Annotated in this window: 16 protein-coding genes and 2 pseudogenes; 9 read left to right on the top strand and 9 right to left on the bottom strand. The window is 55.8% G+C overall.

Features of this window, described 5'->3' with window-relative positions; all coding sequences use genetic code 11:
* Positions 1–270: 270 nt before the first annotated feature.
* Positions 271–903: pseudogene (locus HALTADL_RS12935) on the bottom strand (IS6 family transposase).
* Between the two features lie 102 nt (positions 904–1,005).
* On the opposite strand from HALTADL_RS12935, the gene HALTADL_RS12930 reads away from it, so the two are divergent.
* Positions 1,006–1,236 (top strand): hypothetical protein, encoded by a 231-nt coding sequence (locus HALTADL_RS12930; protein ID WP_089673036.1) that lies wholly within the window; start codon positions 1,006–1,008, stop codon positions 1,234–1,236.
* Between the two features lie 113 nt (positions 1,237–1,349).
* Here HALTADL_RS12930 and HALTADL_RS12925 read toward each other — a convergent pair whose 3' ends face one another.
* A complete protein-coding gene (locus tag HALTADL_RS12925) occupies positions 1,350–1,694 on the bottom strand; it encodes a Cdc6/Cdc18 family protein (protein ID WP_394338410.1) in 345 nt (114 codons plus the stop codon).
* 456 nt (positions 1,695–2,150) lie between these two features.
* Here HALTADL_RS12925 and HALTADL_RS18060 point away from each other — a divergent pair, with 456 nt between their 5' ends.
* The gene (locus HALTADL_RS18060) at positions 2,151–2,303 is read left to right on the top strand and encodes a Fic/DOC family N-terminal domain-containing protein (RefSeq protein WP_245708443.1); all 153 of its coding nucleotides are present in this window, start codon (positions 2,151–2,153) and stop codon (positions 2,301–2,303) included.
* Positions 2,304–2,843: 540 nt separating this feature from the next.
* The gene (locus HALTADL_RS12910) at positions 2,844–3,761 is read left to right on the top strand and encodes a D-2-hydroxyacid dehydrogenase (protein WP_089673039.1); all 918 of its coding nucleotides are present in this window, start codon (positions 2,844–2,846) and stop codon (positions 3,759–3,761) included.
* 15 nt (positions 3,762–3,776) lie between these two features.
* Here the strand turns inward: HALTADL_RS12910 and HALTADL_RS12905 are convergent, their stop codons facing one another.
* The 3 genes from HALTADL_RS12905 to HALTADL_RS12895 form a co-directional block, all read right to left on the bottom strand.
* Positions 3,777–4,496 carry a fumarylacetoacetate hydrolase family protein gene (locus HALTADL_RS12905; RefSeq protein WP_089673040.1) on the bottom strand — a complete coding sequence of 240 codons (720 nt, stop codon included), beginning with the start codon at positions 4,494–4,496 and terminating at the stop codon, positions 3,777–3,779.
* 120 nt (positions 4,497–4,616) lie between these two features.
* Positions 4,617–5,783: an XdhC family protein gene (locus HALTADL_RS12900; protein ID WP_089673041.1), complete on the bottom strand. Its 1,167-nt coding sequence runs from the start codon at positions 5,781–5,783 to the stop codon at positions 4,617–4,619.
* 98 nt (positions 5,784–5,881) lie between these two features.
* Positions 5,882–6,766 carry an FAD binding domain-containing protein gene (locus tag HALTADL_RS12895; RefSeq protein ID WP_089673042.1) on the bottom strand — a complete coding sequence of 295 codons (885 nt, stop codon included), beginning with the start codon at positions 6,764–6,766 and terminating at the stop codon, positions 5,882–5,884.
* A 205-nt stretch (positions 6,767–6,971) separates the two neighbouring features.
* Between HALTADL_RS12895 and HALTADL_RS12890 the strand changes: the two genes are divergently transcribed.
* Positions 6,972–7,634 (top strand): nucleotidyltransferase family protein, encoded by a 663-nt coding sequence (locus HALTADL_RS12890; protein WP_089673043.1) that lies wholly within the window; start codon positions 6,972–6,974, stop codon positions 7,632–7,634.
* A 116-nt stretch (positions 7,635–7,750) separates the two neighbouring features.
* Here the strand turns inward: HALTADL_RS12890 and HALTADL_RS12885 are convergent, their stop codons facing one another.
* The 4 genes from HALTADL_RS12885 to rdfA form a co-directional block, all read right to left on the bottom strand.
* Entirely contained in the window at positions 7,751–8,554 is an 804-nt protein-coding gene (locus HALTADL_RS12885) for a hypothetical protein (RefSeq protein ID WP_089673044.1), read from the bottom strand.
* A gap of 94 nt (positions 8,555–8,648) precedes the next feature.
* Entirely contained in the window at positions 8,649–9,698 is a 1,050-nt protein-coding gene (locus tag HALTADL_RS12880) for a hypothetical protein (protein WP_143054158.1), read from the bottom strand.
* A gap of 207 nt (positions 9,699–9,905) precedes the next feature.
* Positions 9,906–11,687, bottom strand: a complete 1,782-nt coding sequence (locus HALTADL_RS12875; protein WP_089673046.1) for an archaea-specific SMC-related protein — start codon at positions 11,685–11,687, stop codon at positions 9,906–9,908.
* A 2-nt stretch (positions 11,688–11,689) separates the two neighbouring features.
* On the bottom strand, positions 11,690–12,331 hold the full coding sequence (gene rdfA / locus HALTADL_RS12870) for a rod-determining factor RdfA (RefSeq protein ID WP_089673047.1): 642 nt from the start codon (positions 12,329–12,331) through the stop codon (positions 11,690–11,692).
* Between the two features lie 486 nt (positions 12,332–12,817).
* Between rdfA and HALTADL_RS12865 the strand changes: the two genes are divergently transcribed.
* The 5 genes and pseudogenes from HALTADL_RS12865 (at position 12,818) to HALTADL_RS12850 (ending at position 18,537) form a co-directional block, all read left to right on the top strand.
* Complete coding sequence (locus HALTADL_RS12865; protein ID WP_015911568.1) at positions 12,818–13,756, top strand: transposase; 939 nt, start codon at positions 12,818–12,820, stop codon at positions 13,754–13,756.
* A gap of 23 nt (positions 13,757–13,779) precedes the next feature.
* Positions 13,780–13,881: pseudogene (locus HALTADL_RS17050) on the top strand (DUF2080 family transposase-associated protein); the annotation flags it as partial.
* A 9-nt stretch (positions 13,882–13,890) separates the two neighbouring features.
* Positions 13,891–15,132 (top strand): RNA-guided endonuclease InsQ/TnpB family protein, encoded by a 1,242-nt coding sequence (locus tag HALTADL_RS12860; RefSeq protein ID WP_089671137.1) that lies wholly within the window; start codon positions 13,891–13,893, stop codon positions 15,130–15,132.
* Positions 15,133–15,550: 418 nt separating this feature from the next.
* On the top strand, positions 15,551–16,099 hold the full coding sequence (locus tag HALTADL_RS12855; protein WP_089671136.1) for a (2Fe-2S)-binding protein: 549 nt from the start codon (positions 15,551–15,553) through the stop codon (positions 16,097–16,099).
* A complete protein-coding gene (locus HALTADL_RS12850) occupies positions 16,096–18,537 on the top strand; it encodes a xanthine dehydrogenase family protein molybdopterin-binding subunit (RefSeq protein WP_089671135.1) in 2,442 nt (813 codons plus the stop codon). Before HALTADL_RS12855 ends, HALTADL_RS12850 begins: the two co-directional genes overlap by 4 nt.
* Positions 18,538–18,556 lie beyond the last annotated feature (19 nt).

Below are 18,556 nucleotides of genomic sequence, written 5' to 3'. Positions count from 1 at the left end.
TCGAGCGACAGCAATCTGGTAGTTGAGACTATCGGCGAGAAATACGGCCTCGGAGCGGTCGTGGTTTTCGGGGAGTCGACGCAGACACACGGTCGCAGATCGGTTCGGTATGTTCCGACCTGATCGATGCCCAGAGTCAACTCGATGGCGGGGTTTATTGCAGTATCTAATCAAGACTGTTCGCTATTGATTTTGACAGCGGTTTCGTCTACAGCGACCCGCTTCGGCTACACCTCAGGTGGGTCGGGACCGCTGTTAGAACGGTAGTGTTCAGATAAGCTGATTCCATGCAAAGCTGAGCGAGCTGATCCAGTTGTCGGCAGTATCTGTTGAGGCGTTACTGAAACAATTCGAGAAACAGATAGTTCGGCGTTTTATTTCTCTGAAGACACGTTCGACGGCATTCTGATTTCCATGTTTTTCATATCTAAAATCGTAGCCCCTCGGTGACACGCTGCTTGTAACGAGTGTGGGCCATCAACGAGAAATATCGCCTCAGAAACATCGTGTTTCTCCTTAATCTCAGCGAGAGATGTTTGAGCGATAACCGTATTAGTGGTTGGTTTAAGGCTTGTATACAGCAATTCATTTATCCCTGGATCGACTGTCGCGTGCGGCCAATACTATTCATTATTGAGCCGGATCACCGCCTCATCAACTGCAACGTGATCCGGATTTTCCGGATTCGGGCTGTAAATCAGCCTTATGAATCCAGTTATCAACGGTGGATCGAGCGCGTTAGACACCGAATATCTCAAGAACTCAAACAGTGTTCGAAAGTGAGAGGACAGAAAGATGCAGCTGAATACTGAGCTTCATCAGAAACTCCGGTGTCGCTTCTCGTTCCACAAAACCTAACTCGATTTGATCGATACTACCGTTTAGGCGTGTGTTTTTGAGCATAGGCACTCAGAAAACGTGATGCCTCGTTTTTTAATTCTTATTTGAACACCGCCCGTTAAATCCTGTTTAACTTTTTATCACTCTGTGGGACAATCAGTAAATATGATAAATCCAGTACTCGGCGGCAGTAGGATCATCGTAGAGGTACTCGACGAACCGCCCGAACACGACGAGCTGCTCAAGGACACCTACGACGCTATCGAAGCGACTGTCGAAGACAAAATCGAACTGCCGACTGACCACGGTGTCGGTGAAGAGGCCGATGATACGCTCTTGATCGACGGCACCGTACATGTACGGACACCCAGCGGCGTGGCTGAACTGCTGGATTGATCAGTTCGACCGACCGTCGACCACCACTGTTCACGAGCTATCTCCGTCCACCCTACATCCCGTGTTCAAAGTGTAAACCTCTCGAATACAACTGCTACAAGAACTAATGCAGGCTACTGGTGTTTCGCTAGTTGTGTTCGAAGTACTTGTGTGACCTCGCCGTGGCGTTCGTTTTTCTGTAGGAGATCCTCGACGACCGTCTTGACGTCGACGGCCAGCTCATAGCGGTTTTGCTTTCCTTGCCCACGACCCTGTGTTTTCGTAAGGATATTCGAATCCGAAAGGTCGTTGAGCCGATCTCGAAACCGGCGGTTCGACAGCGGTATTATGTCTTCGACCTCGCACATCTTGTTGTACTGGGTGTAGATCGGCGTTGTCGCTATCGACGACTCGCCTTTCGAGACATGCCATGTCGCACTCATCAACGCCAAGAGCTTCTGTTGTGGGGGCGTTCGAATCCCGCTTTCGACGGTCTTCTGTTCTAAAAACTCTCGTGCTTCTCGAATGTGGTCCTCAGTAATGGTCGACTCACCACGGTCGTCGACAAACCGAGCGGCTCGAAAGAACAGCCGGATCGCTTCGCGGGCATCCCGTCGGTCGGTTGGTGGGTTTGCTCGTTGGGATTCAACACGTCTATATTGTTGAAGAGTTTGTTAGCGTCGTCAGCACTCTCGCTTTCTATTTGGTTACGTTGTCGGAGCAGCCCCATCCGAGGGATGTAGATACAGTTGAACCGAGGTGCGGTAGTGACGTGTTACACCGGAACCGGGGTGTCTTACTTGACGCCGTCGACCGCGTCGTTGACTTCGTTCAATAAGTGGTGTTGGTTCTCCGTGAGTCCGTGCGTTCGACCTGCTGGGCTCCGTAAGTCTCTGGTTTGGCGTGTAACCACTTCGGATTTGATCCGGTAGGACGTGGGTCGACTCCACGGTATCGGCCCACGTGTTGGTTCAAGAGAGATCCTAATCGAGCCGTTCATCCGAAAAGAAGCGCTGGAATCCTCACAAATCGAAGGCACTAGGAAATCCAAGAAGTCGTCAACTAGGCAGTGCCTACATCTATCTTAACAGCATCTAATATATACGTTTATTAACATAATACTTCTCTATAATCGCATTCTTCCTGAGAACAGTATAAATGCGTGACGTGTGTAAAGAACATACCACTTGCGGCCATTTGAAGTTTTGACCCACACTCGGGACAAGCTATCATTATATGGTTTTATTACAGACTTAAACTTATACTTTCGGAGCCACATTGTAAAAAATAATTAACATCGACACATTGGCACAGGATAATTTTATACTACTGTTGTGAATATGCAGAAATAGAAAACAGATAATTCACAAATAACTCAGGGTCACCACAAAATACCTGAACAAACTAGTTTTAGCCTGTAGCATAGAGGCAATAAAGTTATATAACAATAACTAAATATTTGTCACATCTTGATGTGACTAATAAAATGTCTCTATAGTAAAAAACAATAAAATAAACTCAATAACTACGAAACTAATGATTACAAATCAAATCCGTTTTCGGTCGACAACTTCCCCAGCCGATGTACTGCTAACAGCAACCGATCTCTTCACAATAGAGCTAACACGATGACCGATATTGTCGTCTTAGACCACAAAATTCACGGGTTATCAGCTGCAGACTACGCCGACACATTGCAGGCACAACTTCCCGAGTATGAGGTGCAGCTTGCAAAAACATCTGCACAAAAGATGAAACTCCTACAAGAAGCAACGATTGCAACCGGATATACGATCGATCAAGCACTCGTTGAGAAATCCGAGACGTTGTCGCTGTTCGTCTGTACCTTTGCCGGGACTGGCCACCTCCCGCTTGATGCGCTCAAAGCGCACGATGTTGCGGTTCAAAACGCCTCCGGTGTTCACGGCCCGAACATCGCTGAACAGGTTTTAGGCTACATTCTCACGTTCGTACGCCAACTGGACAAAGCATGGCGACAGAAACAGCAGGCAGAGTGGAACCACTACCAAGCAGGTGAACTCAAAGGGTCGACAGCAACGGTCATTGGTCTCGGGCCGATCGGCCGAACGATCGTCGACCGACTCAATGCGTTCGGTGTGTCTACCATTGGGGTCCGATATACGCCTTCAAAGGGCGGACCGGCCGATGAAATAATCGGCTTCGATGAGGCAGATCTCGACGATGCGCTCGTCCAAACGGATCATCTCGTCTTAGCGTGCCCACTTACCGAGATAACTGAGGGATTGATTGACGAGGAGGCACTCCTGTTGTTACCAACCGACGCGACAGTGACCAACATCGCCCGTGGCGAAGTCATCGACACGGACGCACTCGTCGACGCGCTGCAAACCAACAAGCTACGTGGGGCTGCGCTTGATGTGACTGACCCCGAGCCACTACCGTCTGAGAGTCCATTGTGGGAGTTGCAGAACTGCCAGATCACCCCACACAATGCGGGTCACACACCGAACTACTGGGACCGCTGTGCGGACATCGTCTCGAAGGCGATCACGACTCATACCTAACAAGACCACACGGTTTCAGCGGGACGACGAAACCGTGTTGCAAAGCGTTCCGATCCCATCGTACGTGATTTCGATGGTGTCGCCGGGCGCGATCGTTCCTGGGTTCGCAGGGCTACCGAAAGCGACTACGTCGCCCGGCTGGAAGGTGACCCGCCCTGAAAGGAACGAGATGATCTCATACGGGTCGAACAACATCTGGTCAGTAGTCGCTGACTGACGTTGCTCTCCGTTGATGGTGGTTTCCATCTCGATATTGTACGGATCGATATCGGTCTCGATCCACGGTCCCAGTGGGCCCGACGTATCGAAGGCTTTCCGTGCCGTCCGTCCTGGTTGATCGAGGGCGTCGACATCGTTCAAAATTGTATACCCACGCACAACCGATGGAACGTCCTCCGGGTCGATTCTGTGACACTGTTGGTCGATAACCGCCGCGAGTTCGCCAGCGTATGTCAACTCCTCGGTCCAGTCGGGGTAGTGAATCGGCTGGTCGGGGCCCGTAAGCGCAGTCGGTGGTTTGATGAAGAAATCCGGTTCGTCGGGGCGATCATACTCCATCTGAGAGAGCGTCTCGGCGTAGTTCCGTCCGATGCAGTATACCGCTGAGGGCGAACACGGGTGCGTGAGGTGGCCATCATCGCCAACGACTGCTTCTCCATCGGAGGTCGTGACAACGCCGTCCTCATAGCGACCTGTGAGTACGCCATCCGGTGTGCGCAATCGTGCAATCTGCATAGGATAGTGAGGAACTGTCTCGAATAAATATATACCGAGACCACTTGGTGAGGAGAGAACGCTTGCTTGCCCACTCGTTCAGACCGTTTCGATATGAGATCGGCGACTGATCACGCGGTCTCAGTCATCGTCGACCGACTGTGTGACCGTCGACCGTGCGTGGATCGGTCCAGTCTGGTCTGTGAGGTGTTGTGGATCACGGCCATGGTGGATAGCTGTTATCTCTGTAACGATGCTCTGAGCGATGTGGAACGGAGTTCCGCCGCCGAGATCAAGGCCAGCCGGGGTATAGATGCGATCCCGTTCGGAGGCGCTGAACCGATGCCCCTCCGCAGCGAACGCGTCCTGCATCTCTCTGAACCGTTCTCGTGAGCCCACCATCCCGACGTACTCGACAGGCGTCGCAAGCAACTCCTCTAGGGTGAGCCGATCGTCGACGAAGTTGTGTGACATCACGACGGCGTAGGTGTTGGTATCGAACGCAAGGCTCTCGTGAAGCTCCGCGGGAGATGTCGTGATGACACGATCAGCTGCGGAGAACCGCTTGTTGTCGGCCGCTCCCCGGAACGTGACGACAGTGACACTGAAGCCGACCTGTTTTGCCAGTTCCACGACCGGGACAACGTCGTGTCCGCTCCCGAAGACGACCAGTTCGGGCGGCGCGTGTATGCTGTCGACGAAAATCTCGGCTGTCTTGCCTTCCCAGTTAACGGTAATACTGTCAGAGGCATCGGCTGCCAGCATTTCAGCGGTCGGCTTGGTCAGTGTTGAGATCAGCTCGTCGGGCCAGTCAGTTGTCGGTGTTTCGAACGAGAGCCCTCGGTAATCGGCTGCTCCGGTCGGATGAGCGAAGGCATGGTCGCCCTGTTCGACATCCGACCGCTCCCCGTCGAGCACAGTGAGAACGGCTATGTCTTCGGCAACTTCGTGTGCGTGGGCGACCGGTCGGTACTCTACAGTTAGTGGTTCGAGCAGGATGTCGACCACACCATTGCAACCAACACCGAGGCCCCAGACATCGTTGGTACCGGTAAGATCGAACCGCTCGATATGTGCTCCGTCGGCCAGCACTTGCTCAGTGAGTGCGAGCACCTCGTCTTCCAGACAGCCAGCGGTGACCGCACCAATGCCGGTGTCGTCGGCAATGACCATCTTCGCACCCGGACGCCGGTAGGCACTCCCCTCAACGGCAACGACCGTTGCGAGGACGGCTTGCTGATTAGTGATACCCGAGACGATGGCATCCAACACTTCCGTTTCGGGGGCGCTCCAGTCTCCAGTTGTCATTCGTCAGTCCTCGGTGTCGACTGTCTAACAGTGATCATCCGTTGGTCTCCGTGTCGACTGTGCCATAGCAATCCTTCGGTGGGTGAATACGTGCGGTATCATGCCGGAATGGTGAGCCCGGTACGCTCGGCCGTCCGTTCGAGTGCCTGTTGTGTATACACCTCAAGAAGTTGCATACGGAACGTCGCCGACGCTTGGCTGTCGTCTATCATCTGTGACTCGTCGATGCCAGCTGTTGCCTGTGTCGTTGCGGCCGCTATTGTTTCGGTATCAAGTGGATTCCCTGTGAGAGCGTCTTCGACCCCGCCGAGGCGAATGCCGTGATTCATCACCCCGTTGGCAGCCACGCGGGCCGTCGACACCAACCCGTCGTCGACCGACATACGGGCCGCAACACCCAGCAATGTGTACCTCGCAGACGGGCTTTGGGTTTTGCTGTAGGCACCGCTGGCGGCCCCGCCCACGAGTGGAATTTCGATTCGAGTGAGCAGTTCGTCCTCTTCGAGGGCTGTCGTACGCTTCGGGAGAAAGAACTCGTCGGCGTCGATCCGGCGCTCGCCGCGGCGACTCGTTGCGATGAGCGTTGCGTCGCTAGCGATGATTGCGGCCGAGAGGTCCGATGTCGGTTCCGGACGGACGAGGTTTCCCCCAACAGTCGCCCGGTTCCGAATCTGGGTGTCGCCGATTTCGCGGATTGCCTCCGTCAGCACGGTTGCGCCGTCCCAGAGTTCGTCCGTGTCGATGATCTTGCTGTAGGTCGTCAACGCACCGATGTTCATTACATCGCCATCGCGATCGATACCCTGCATAGCATCGATGCCGCCAATGTCGACGACTGTATCCGGGCCGATCAAGCCAATTTCCATGTTCGGCAGTAGCGTATGGCCCCCGGCCAGCACCTCTGCATCAGGATGCTCCTCCAACAGAGCTATGGCGTCTGCAATGGTTTCGGCCTCTCGGTACTCAAACGCGTCGGCGTCCATCACACACGACCTCCGTTTGCAGTGAGCCTACCCCGAAGCCGCTCGTCTATTAATAACATATTAACACGGTCGAGATCAACCGATTTTAAAACGTCGCCAGCCACATTAGCAACGGTGTGTGTCACGGTTCAACGTGGCTATGTGGTATATTTGCCACGTCTGCGACCCGATTGCTTATTATTTTGTGTTACCAGAGAACTCTGCAATGGCGGTCAAGGAGTTCCCAGTCGTCGAACCGCCGTTCGAGGAGCTCGACGGCGGCGTGGCTGGCGGCCAGTCGACAGTTGTCGGTGTCGTCCTTGCAGCTGGCACTAGCTCCCGATTCGGAGCGACAAACAAACTGCTCGCCGAGTGGGCGGACGCGCCGCTCGTGTCTCACGTGGTCGACACGCTGTTACGGTCGACCGTAGATAAGGTCGTGGTGGTCGTCGGCGACGACGCCGGACGTGTACGAAGGGCCGTCAGTGATTTCGAGGTTACCATTGTGCACAACGACCGGTACGCGTCCGGACAGTCCACCTCGGTGCGTCGGGGCATCACGGCAGCTCGGAATCACGGAGCTGATGCTGTTGTTTTCGCACTCGGGGATATGCCGACCGTTGAGGCCGAGAGCTTCGACCTACTCGTCGCTGCATATCGTACTGGCGTTAGTGAGGCCTTGGCAGCCGCCTGCAACGGGGCTCGCGGGAACCCGGTGTTGTTCGGTCGTCGCCATTTCGAGGCGTTAGCGGATGCAACTGGTGACACCGGTGGTCGTGAGATCTTACTCGACGACGACAGAGCCGTGCTCGTCGAAACCGGCGACCGTGGCGTGCTTGTCGACGTCGACTCTCCCGATGATATGTCGACACTGCGACTGTCCTCCTAATATGTCGATATTGACTCTCCCGACGGTACGTCGACGCTGCGACGATTTCGATCATCTGTTGACGCTGTAACCCACATCTCTCAGTTGTTGTGTTGGTGCTCGATTGCCGATGTCGGCTAGCTCTCCAGTAGCAGGCTTCGCGTCGCAATGAGGTCGACGATGGTACTGCTGTCCATGATTTCTGTGTCGACATCGGAGGGGTCGCTATCAGCGGTGTACCGCTTGACCTCGAACGAATCGAGGGAGTTCCTGTTTTCGGTGACTTGTTCGATGACTTCGATCCATTCGTCGGTGGTCGAGTTCCGGTAGGTGTTCCCACCCTCAAATCCGACCACGGGAACGTCTTCCGGCCACTCCCAAGCGAACTCCCGTGCGTACTCGCCGAGTTGCCAGACAAGTCGTTCGATACCTGCTGCCTCGTCTGTGGCACTCTCTGTCTGTTGTCTGAGGATTCGATCCCAGTAGTCGATGACACACGCTCTGAGATCCGCTTCGAGATCGTCTTCAGTGAGCTTCTGCTCGATCGGGTAGCCGATTTCGATAGCAACGATTGCATGATGGTCGAGATTGGTGAGACAATGTCGGCACTCCATTTCGAACGCGGAAACGCTCATCTGACCCTCAACAGTCAGATGGGCTATTTCAGTCGCACAGTTCGGACACCAGAGAAACACGACTCCATTATCGGGGGCTGACAGTTCATCGATAACAGTTAGATCGTCGAAAGGCTTGTCAAGCGGTGGGGCGGTCTCTGTTACGGACGCTCTGTCGGTTGTTTCGACGCGCTCGCCTGCGAACTTGGCGAGTTCGCGATCTTTCAGCAACGACTTAATAACGGAATCGTTGGAGGAATGTGATTCGGTTTCCCTAATCCGTTCGATTTGCTTTTTTGTCCATTCACGAATCCGAATTGTTGCCATTGTACTGATTATCGTCCGTATTACTGATACCTCTTTCCCACACTCGACTGTCTGGGTGGGTTATATCGAGTATTTGGGCGGCAATATGCTCTTTTCACTGGCCAGCGGCGTTAATTCGTCTGACAACCTCGTTCGGTGAGACGGTAATTTGATCAGCAGCGAGGCGATGAGAGACGAAGTCGATGAGACCGAACTCTTGGAGGAACTGTTTAGCAGCACTCCGGTTCATGCCGATGTGTTGGGTTACCCCGTGGACTGTCTGTGACTGGTTGATCGCGTCTGCGAGTTCGGCGACAGTGAGCGTCTCGGGAAGATCGATATCGCTCCTCATAGTCGGGTCGCCACACTGCTGTGTAGATGATTCGGTTACCACGTCTCGTACCTGCGCGGTAGCGAATGGTGACTGCTTGTTAAGACTGTCTACTGTTATGTTTCCGCCGTCAGTAACTGCACTCGTTGCCTCTTGGGTTGCGACGTCATCATCGACTCCTGAGGACGTGTTAGTCTGTTCATCCGTCGTCAATACACTGGTTTCAGGGTCCGTATCTGCTGGTGGCTCGGTTTCGGTACTGGCTGTGGCAGGTGTAGAAGAGCTACCAGTGTCCGTGTCGTCATCCGTTTCTTTGGGTGCCCTAGCATCGATGTACGACTTCGGTCTGGTATCATCCGGATCATGGATATCATACTCGATCATGTGTCGACGGACGGTCTCCGAGGTAACGTCGACCCCGAGTGCCTCCGTCATTTTCGGGAAGGAACTGTACTGCTCGTAGACCGCCTGCAGTGCATCCGGGTTTTTATATGCGGGGACTGTCTCCACGTTGGATTGACTACTTGTGGTAGCGAGGGTTTCACGCGGTGTGCCAGCATTTTCCGTGTGTTTCGATCCATCGGCCGACACCGTGACTGTCAGGTCGACTGCGACGTCTCCGTCTTCGATGGTGGCGTCCTTGGCATTTATTGAGACGACCTCTCCCATCTCTTCGTCCGTCAAAATTGGCACAGTGACGGCTAATTCGGCTGTGACTTCGCCGTCTGTGTTCAACAGGTCCTGGTCCATTTCGGCATGCTGGACTGTGGTCCCTGATGATTCTAAACGCGCGAGTACCTCTGAAAGCTCTTTGAAACTGTTACTGGCAACCATACTTGCGATCTCCGGTTGAATACTTCTCCTTCCTACTATCACATAAATATTGCCCCATACGTCCACAGTAATTCGATTACTTGTTACAGATGTCGCGTTTTATCGAATAGAACCGGACAAACGAACTCATACTATGGCGGCCGAGTGCCACCGGTGAACTGAACGTTGTTTATACTGGCCCATCCGACCCCCCCATGGCAGGAAGTGCTAGTTGGTTTTGATCGTTCCTTCGTTTGCGACGGTCCAAACAGTGGGATCGATTCGATGACCGTCGAAATCAGTGTACTCCGGATAGGCAGTGAAGACGAGGTACTCTGTCCGATCCCGGAGATACTCGACGAGCGTATGCAGATTCTCATCGTCAAGGCCACCAACGCTGTCGACGACTATCAGCGGGACGGACTCTCCCACGTCGAACGCCTGCCAGCCAGCCAGCGCCGCTACGAACCCGATGAGTTCCAGTTCGCCCTCGCTGAGCGCCGTAAGACTGGCTTCGCGCCCATCGCGGGCGACGACAATGTCGAAATCGGCGGTGAGCCGGGCAGACTCGAACCCCGTTTCGAACCGAGAGACGATATCGTCAATTGCCTGATCGAAGGCGGTCCGCGCCTCGCGTTTGACTCGATCTTTCCGGCTTCTGAGATCCTCGATTTCGGTTCGCATCGACTCCAGTTCCGTCTCGAGTCTGTCGATTTTGTCGGCTCTCGCGTCGAGTTCGTCGAGTTCGGCCGTCGCATCGTCAAGTTCGGCCTCGCGATACTTGATTTCGCTCTCGATGTCGGAGCGCTCCGACATCGTCTCGTCGACCGTCTCGGCCAGTTCGTCGGCGCGTGTGCTCGCGGCGTCCAGTCGCTCCTGTGTGTCCGCCAGACTCTGTTGTCTGTCGGCGAGTTGCTCTTCGAGTTCGAGTATGTCGGCTTTGAGTTCTTCCTCGCGGTGCTGTATCTGCTTTTGCTGTTCACGGCGGGCTTCGAGTTCTTCGGCCCTGTCGCGGTGCTGTTCGGCCGCTGCTCTGTGTTCTGTCAGTTGGTTTCCGAGTGCGTCAAGTTGTGACTCGATGCCTTCTCGCGTGGTATCGTTCCCACAGGTCCAACAGGTGACCGTGTCGCCAGCGATGTCGCGCTGGACATCCGTAATCAGGTCAAGCCTGCTTTCGTCGAGAACCATCTCGGTGGCAGAATACAGCGATTGGAGGATCTCCGCGTCCCGCTTGACATCATCCAGTTCCGCTCGGACACGTTCGAGCTGTTCGTCGACGTTCTCGTGATCCGGGACATCGAGTTCGTCGAGTTCCGTACGGTGTTCCGAGAGCCGGTTTCGTGTGCGTTCGATGCTCTGTTCGAGCTGGTCGACCCGGGTTTCTGCTTGCCGCTTGTCGGACCGGGCTTGGTTCAGCTGTTGCTGTGTCGAGTCCTCACCCTCTTCGCCCGGCTCGATAGCCTCGCGCTGCTCACGTAGCTCCTCGATTTCTCTGTTGAGTCTCGTGACTTTCTCCTGGACGCTCGGCAGTCGTTTGCTTGCCTCGGTGGCCTGCGAAAGCTCGGACTCGACACGCTCGCATTCGCGTTTCAGCTCGGCGATCTGCTCGTCGATGTTCTGGAAGTCCAACGGCTCCAAGAGGACTTCTTCGAGGTTGTCGCCCCGTCGAACGGCTCTCCTGATCTCGTTGTGTTCGTCCAGACAGGCGAACAGCTCAGCCCGGATAACGTCGTATTCGTCGTCGAGATACGGCGTTCCCTCACGGCTAACAGTCGACCCGTTGCGAACGAGCCGCACCGTGGTATCCCCGGCTGGTGTCTGCAGGTCGACGTGACCCGAGTCCGCTCCTTCTGTCAGCTCGGTCGAGGTCCCGAGGGCCGTTTTGACCGCCTCGACGAAGCTCGATTTGCCCTGCCAGTTTGCGGCCTGTACAGCATTCAAACCTGGTTGGATGGTTGCACTCCCGTGGAGGATTCCGGCGATCCGCTCGATATCGATTGTCCAAACCATGGTTAGTTCCGAGAGACTTGCTGTGTGTTGTGGTCTTCACAGATGTACCCGCGTTCCAGCGCGACATCGAAAGGGACTCGCGTTGGACACGACTGACAACTGAGTTGGATTTGAACGTCGACATCAGCGGTCTCACCACCAGCGAGCGTTCCTTTGTTTGCGAGTGCCGAAAGCGCCGACTCCGTTTTCTCCTCTGCGATCTCGGTTGCTTTCCGGATACTTTCTTGTTCCCAGTTCGTACTTGCCGTCTGCGGTTCCTTGTGGCCGTCTAGACACTCTTTTAGATGTGTTCGCATTGTCCCCCACGAGACCAGATCTCGTTCAAGCCGATCACTGTCGATCCCGTCGACACGCAAGCTTTCGGTTACTTCCTCACCGACGAGGTCGTCGTCGCTTGTGAGGATCTCATAGTCGCTATCGAGTCTTGCACCGAGTGTTTCACGGCCGTGTTTGTCATACACAACCTGCAATAATCGTTTGTTGAACCACTCAGTGAGTGATCGATACCCCATCGCCGTTCGCTTGCCAGCGCCTGTCCAGCGGGCAAGAAGCCCCTCATTGATCGAGTCGTAGATGGGGTCGGCTGATTCGAGATCGTACCGCTCGATCACACCATCTATCTTACAACTGGTGTCCGAAGTCATTGTAGCTACAAACAGTGGCTACGTCTTATATATTGTTACGCAGTGTGTACAAAGCGTGTACAACATAGCAGATCTGCCACTCTCGGTGCACAGTTCCACAAAATTTACACACTTAGGGTGTTAATTACTATTGGATAAAAGTAACTTCTGCTTCGGATTAGCAGATTCTAGGCGGTAAGCCCCCTTCCTCAAGGAGCAACGCAGGCCGGAGGCTGAGTAGCATAGTAGGGAGGGGATACACCGCCGTCATTGTCTCTCCTACACTATTCAATCACTATCCCACAGGCCCACGTACCGACACATTTTTGTTGAAACAATGTATAAATGCCAGTGATGGATAAACACGAAATCGAAGGCCATGAAGTTATCCAGGGCAAGAGGGTGTCATAGAAAGCGTCACACACGAAGACGCAGGATGTTGGAACTGTGTCTACGAGCGCCAGCATCCTGCAAGAGGAGACTTCTATCGACGAGTTCTTCAATGTAATGGCGACCGAGACGCTCGCGTTGTTCGAGCATCTTGAGTTCGACTTTCTCGAAGAATTCGATGTGTTCGCCCCCGCTCGCCGGGGGCGAACACGAGATCATCACCCACCAGCACTCTTCCGAGCGTTCCTGCACTGCTACTACAAGAACGTCTACGGCATCCGTCCAGTCACGCGAGAACTCCAGAACACGGTCGTCTGGCTCAGCTGTGGCTTCGATCGACCGCCGTCGAGAGACGCGGTCGATCGCTTCCTCACCGACCTCGAACACGTCGTCGACGAGGTCTTCGACCGCCTCGTCGAGCAGGCCGCCTGCCGCGGCCTGCTCGACTTGACCTACTCCATCGATTCCACCGACGTGAGGACGATGCCCGCCGACCAAGACGCGTCGAAAGGCTACGATCCAACCGCCGAAGAGTACTACCACGGCTACGGCTGTACGATCGTCTCGACCGGGCAAAAGATCCCGATTGCCGCGGAGTTCACCGAGAGCAAGCAAGCGCCAGAGGAGACGGCGATGCGCGTCACGTGTGACGCGCTCGCCGTCGAGAAACCGATCTGGATGCTTGGAGACAGCGCCTACGACACGCTCGGCTGGCACGACCACCTGCTGGCCGCAGGGGTCGTGCCAGTCGCTCCGTACAACGCACGAAACACCGACGATCCGAAAGACATCGAGTACAGGGTCGAAGCCCGCATCGACGAACACAGCGAGGACGTTCAGCTGAAGCAATCGACGCTAGACGAGACGTACAACCGCCGGAGTGGAGTCGAACGAACCAACGACGCCGTCAAGGACTGCGGCCTCGGGCACGTTCGCGCCCGAGGCCGCGTCCACGCACGAGCACAAGTGTTCCTCGCGCTGTGCCTTCGTCTCGTTATTGCGATCACCAACGACGAACGCGGAGACAATCCAGGAAGCACCGTCATCACGCTATGAGAACTATTCTATGACACCCTCAGGGCAAGGTAAAACCAACCGGCAACGGCGCACACGTCCTCGTCCCAAAACAGTGGCGTGGCGCAGATGTGAAAATCGTCCGAACGTCTGACCCCGACGAATAGCTACGATCAATGCACTACGCCTACAGGTTCCGGCTCAACCCCACAGCAAAACAGCGTGAGCTACTGGATTATCACCGTGACACCTGTAGGCAACTCTACAACCACGCACTCGGTGAATTTGAGCAAATCCCCGACTCGGCGGGGACGCTCAATCAGCGTGTCCGACAGGTTCGTGACCAACTCACCGATCTCAAAGAGTGGTGGGATGAACTGAACGACCTGTATTCGACGGTTGCACAAGCCGCTGTCATGCGAATCGAAGACAGCATCAAAGCACTCTCTGAGTTGAAACAGAACAGCTACAACGTCGGCAGCCTCAACTGGAAAGCACCACAGGAGTTCCGCAGTTTCACCTACGTTCAGTCTGGTTTCGAGTTTGATAGTAAGAACGGCCAGCCTGTGCTTTCGCTATCGAAACTTGCGGATATTCCTATCGTGAAACACCGGGAGATACCCGACGACATGACGGTAAAAGAGGTCACGATCAAGAAGGAACCAACCGGTGAGTGGTTCGCTTCATTCGTCGTCGACGGCAAACAGACGCCGGAAAAACCAGCTGATCCCGAGCGGTGTGTCGGGATCGACGTTGGCATACTGAAATACGCCCACGATACGGATGGAACCGCTGTGGAGTCGCTTGATCTGTCGGATGAACGCGAGCGGTTGGAACGCGCCCAGCGCGATCTCTCACGCAAAGAACACGGGTCGAACAATTGGGAGCGGCAGCGAAAGGTCGTCGCCCGGCGGCACGCAGACCTGAAACGGAAGCGACGAGATTTCTTGCACAAGCTCTCGGCGTACTACGCCACCGAATACGACCTCGTAGCCGTTGAGGACCTAGACGCGAAGGGATTGGTCGAACTACCGGGCAACTCTCGGAACCGAGCGTCGGCGGCGTGGGGAACATTCAAGCGGATGCTTGAATACAAGTGTGAACGCGAAGGGGCGCATTTCGTGGCAGTTGATCCGAAGGACACGACCAAAGAGTGCGCCAGTTGTGGCGCGAAAACAGACAAACCACTATGGGTGCGGGAACACTCCTGCCCCTCATGCGGATTTGAAGCCGACAGAGACGCAAACGCGGCGATCAACATCCTTTCTCGCGGCCTGAAACAGCTAGGAGTGGGACACTCCGAATCAACGCCTGTGGAGACTGAGCTCCCTGTGGATACGCCTATATCTGCAAAGCGCGTCATCGAAGCAGGAAGCCCCATCCTCAAGGAGCGAACCGCGTCAGCGGTTAGCGAGTAGGGTGAGGTAGTTCACTGGACGGTCTGTCGACGCTGCGTATCACGGTGTGACACATCGCTCGCAAAAAGTAGCACCCACTGACGCTCTGTGGGACCTCACCAGTGGAGAAGATGTGTCGCAAATGTGTCGCGTGTGTCGTCAGGTCCCAAACGTCCATCCACTCGGTCGACAGGGCTTTGTGAACAACACTCCAACGGACACTCTCCCGGTGACTGACCAAGCAATTTCTTTGGAATCAAAAAGCTATTCCGACTAAAATAGCCACAAAAAGAATATTGTAGCGTTGTATCTGCCATTGTGTGGGGTAATTGATGCAAAGATTGAAAACTGTTCTCACTAAACTGATATCCATGAGAGGGATATGCACAGCGCGGTTCGATAGCAGGCCGACTGACGACTTTCGTACTCGGAGCTTAATATGAAAATCGACCTCACACTGAACGGCGAAGCGGTAACGCTTCAGGCTGCACGCTCGGATTCGTTGCTTGATCTTCTCCGCCAGTCCGGCTACACCGGCGCAAAGCGGGGCTGTAACACCGGTGACTGCGGGTTCTGCACTGTCATCGTCGACGGTGAGCCGATCAAGTCGTGTATCGAACCGGCCATCCGGATCGATGGTTCGGATGTCGAGACAATCGAGAGTTTGGGTACCCAAGACGACCTCCATCCTATTCAAGCAGCCTTCGTCGACAACGCGGCTCTCCAGTGTGGCTTCTGTATTCCCGGTATGATCATGCGGACGAAAGGACTGCTCGAAACGAATCCCGACCCGGACGAAGCGGAGATCAGGGACGCACTCTCGGGGAACCTCTGTCGATGTACCGGCTACGAGAAGATACTTGATGCCGTCGCTGACGCCGCGGACCGAGTGGCGGGCGAGACGGATGTGGCAGCCGACGGCGGTCGGATACCCAATGGGCAGTCGTGTACCGGGTGTGACTGCTACCCCGGTGGTGAGGACCAATGAGCAGACCCAACACGCCGAACGAGAACGGCCGGCCGGATGAGTCGACGTCGGCGGACACCGCCCCTCACGGCGCGGGAGACGAACAGCCGAGGGGTAGAAAACCGAAAGACGAGCGTGAGTCAGTATCGAGTCGGACAGAGAAAAGCGACGCTCGCAAGATAGTCACCGGCGAGGCGACATATACGGCCGATCACGCGGCGGCCTTCCCAAACCTCGCAGAAGCAGCCGTCGTCCGCTCGGAGATCGCACACGGCGTTGTCACCGATATCGAGACGAGCGCCGCAGCAGAGATGGATGGCGTTTACGCGGTTATCACACCAGACTCGCCGTCGGTGCCCGATAAACCGTACACATCGGCCGGACAGTCGTACCCCGAGCCTTCACCACTGGATCTCCACGTCCTCCGGAAACGGGTGCGCTATGTCGGTGACCCTATCGCTGCGGTCGCTGCCGAGGACGCTGCCACTGCGAGGGCTGCCGCGCGCCAGATAACAGTTACCTACGACGAGTACGACGCTGTCTTCGATACCGAGACGGCAACGGACGAGGCTGCTCCACAAATCCACGACCGGGACGATATCGAAAACCCACAGCCCGGCGCGGCGTACGAACGAAACATCGAAGCCCACGCTTTGGGCGAAATCGGCGACGTCGACGACGCTTTCGAGGCGGCAGCCACGAGGGATGATCGGACCGTCGTCGAAACCGAATGGGAGACACCCTACCAGTCCCACTGTGTCCCCGAACCACACACAACGATTGCACACCGCGACGAGGACAACCGGTATCACCTCGTGACCAGCACGCAGGTTCCGTACCACGTGCGCCGCCAGTTGGCACATCTGTTCGATGTCCCGATCCGGGACGTCCGGGTGACGAAACCACAGGTCGGAGCCGGATTTGGCGGCAAACAGTCCATGGTGATCGAGCCGATCACGCTCGCGCTGTCGCTGGCGGCCGACCGGCCGGTCAAACTGGAGGCGACGCGGCGCGAGGAGTTCCACGCGATGCGACTGCGTCGACCCTCTCGCATCGAGGTCCGGAGCGTCGTGACCGACGACGGCGAACTCGACGCCCTCGATATGTCGGTAGTGACCAATTCCGGTGCCTACGGCCCCCACGGCCTGACCGCGGCCGGTGCCATCGGGAAGAAACCGCTGCCGCTGTACACCCACACGCCGAACATTCGCTTCGAGATGGATGCCGTCCATACGAACCTGCCGATCGCGGGCGCAATGCGTGGCTACGGTGCGCCACAGGGACATTTCGCTGTCGAGGGGCATATGGACGAGGTTGCCCGCGAACTGGAGATCGACCCCATTGAGTTCCGCGCGCGGAATTACATCGGTGAGGGTGATCTCGACATCGCCTCGGGGATTCTCAAAGACGGGGAGTACGGCCGGAAAATCCGCTCTTGTGGTCTGGAAGAATGTATCGAACGGGGGAAAACTGCTATCGGCTGGGACGAGGTCGACCAACCCGATGCGGAGCATCTTCATCGGGGCTGTGGCATGGCGCTGGCGACACAGGGTAGCGGCATCCCCGGCGACGAGCTTGGGGCCGCACACATCAAAATGAACGAAGACGGCTCGTTTATTCTTCAGACGGGGGCCGTCGACATCGGGACAGGAGCCGATACAGCGATGTCGCAGATCGCCGCCGAGGTGCTCGGTACCTCACCCGAGGATATCGTCGTCCAACCATCGGATACGGACATCTCACCGTTCGATTACGGTGCCTACGCCTCGTCGACGACGTACGTGACCGGACAGGCGGTTCAAAAGGCCGCACTGGACGCCCGGGAGCAACTCTTCGAGTTCGCCGCTCAACTGCTTGATGAATCGGTTGAGAAGCTTGTAGCCCGTGACGGAGCAGTCTCCTCTAAGCGGACTGGCGAATCGGTCACACTCGAAGAAATCGGCTATGCATCCATCTACGGCGACGAAGTGCGTGCACAAATAATGGGCGAGGCGAGTCATAGCACCGACGAGTCCCCGCCTCCGTTCGGCGCGCAGTTCGCGGATATCACTGTCGACGAACGAACCGGCGAGTTCGAGGTTCACGAGCTCGCGTTCGCCGTCGACTGCGGGGTTGCGATCAACCCTGATCTCGCAGAGGGACAGGTGACTGGGGCAATGCATATGAGCTACGAACTGGCGACCGGTGCCGACCTCTCGTTCGATGACGACGGCACACCCGAGACACTTGGATTCCGCCACTACGGAATGCCTCGAACGTCCGACCAGCCCCCGCTGACACCGATTTTAGTCGAAACCCACGAACCGACGGGACCGTTCGGTGCGAAGTCGATCGCCGAAATCCCGACCAATGCTGTCCCACCGGCGTTGAGCAACGCGATCCGACGCGCCGTCGACGTCCGAATCAGCGACCTACCGATCACGGCGGGGAAAATCAAAACCGAACTTGACAAGCAATGAGACAGCCATCGATTGGTAG

Source organism: Halohasta litchfieldiae (assembly GCF_002788215.1).
Classification (GTDB): Archaea; Halobacteriota; Halobacteria; order Halobacteriales; family Haloferacaceae; genus Halohasta; species Halohasta litchfieldiae.
The sequence above is the reverse complement of the archived record's forward strand: the minus strand, read 5'-3'. Positions and strand labels throughout refer to the sequence as shown.

Coding starts and splice junctions, on each gene's coding strand:
- HALTADL_RS12860 (WP_089671137.1), top strand. CDS start 13,891: ATGCACTACGCCTACAGGTTCCGGCTCAACCCCACAGCAAAACAGCGT.
- HALTADL_RS12890 (WP_089673043.1), top strand. CDS start 6,972: ATGGCGGTCAAGGAGTTCCCAGTCGTCGAACCGCCGTTCGAGGAGCTC.
- HALTADL_RS12900 (WP_089673041.1), bottom strand. CDS start 5,783: ATGACAACTGGAGACTGGAGCGCCCCCGAAACGGAAGTGTTGGATGCC.
- HALTADL_RS12875 (WP_089673046.1), bottom strand. CDS start 11,687: ATGGTTTGGACAATCGATATCGAGCGGATCGCCGGAATCCTCCACGGG.
- HALTADL_RS12885 (WP_089673044.1), bottom strand. CDS start 8,554: ATGGCAACAATTCGGATTCGTGAATGGACAAAAAAGCAAATCGAACGG.
- HALTADL_RS12905 (WP_089673040.1), bottom strand. CDS start 4,496: ATGCAGATTGCACGATTGCGCACACCGGATGGCGTACTCACAGGTCGC.
- HALTADL_RS12880 (WP_143054158.1), bottom strand. CDS start 9,698: ATGGTTGCCAGTAACAGTTTCAAAGAGCTTTCAGAGGTACTCGCGCGT.
- HALTADL_RS12930 (WP_089673036.1), top strand. CDS start 1,006: ATGATAAATCCAGTACTCGGCGGCAGTAGGATCATCGTAGAGGTACTC.
- HALTADL_RS12910 (WP_089673039.1), top strand. CDS start 2,844: ATGACCGATATTGTCGTCTTAGACCACAAAATTCACGGGTTATCAGCT.
- rdfA (WP_089673047.1), bottom strand. CDS start 12,331: ATGACTTCGGACACCAGTTGTAAGATAGATGGTGTGATCGAGCGGTAC.
- HALTADL_RS12855 (WP_089671136.1), top strand. CDS start 15,551: ATGAAAATCGACCTCACACTGAACGGCGAAGCGGTAACGCTTCAGGCT.
- HALTADL_RS12850 (WP_089671135.1), top strand. CDS start 16,096: ATGAGCAGACCCAACACGCCGAACGAGAACGGCCGGCCGGATGAGTCG.
- HALTADL_RS12895 (WP_089673042.1), bottom strand. CDS start 6,766: ATGGACGCCGACGCGTTTGAGTACCGAGAGGCCGAAACCATTGCAGAC.
- HALTADL_RS12865 (WP_015911568.1), top strand. CDS start 12,818: ATGGCGACCGAGACGCTCGCGTTGTTCGAGCATCTTGAGTTCGACTTT.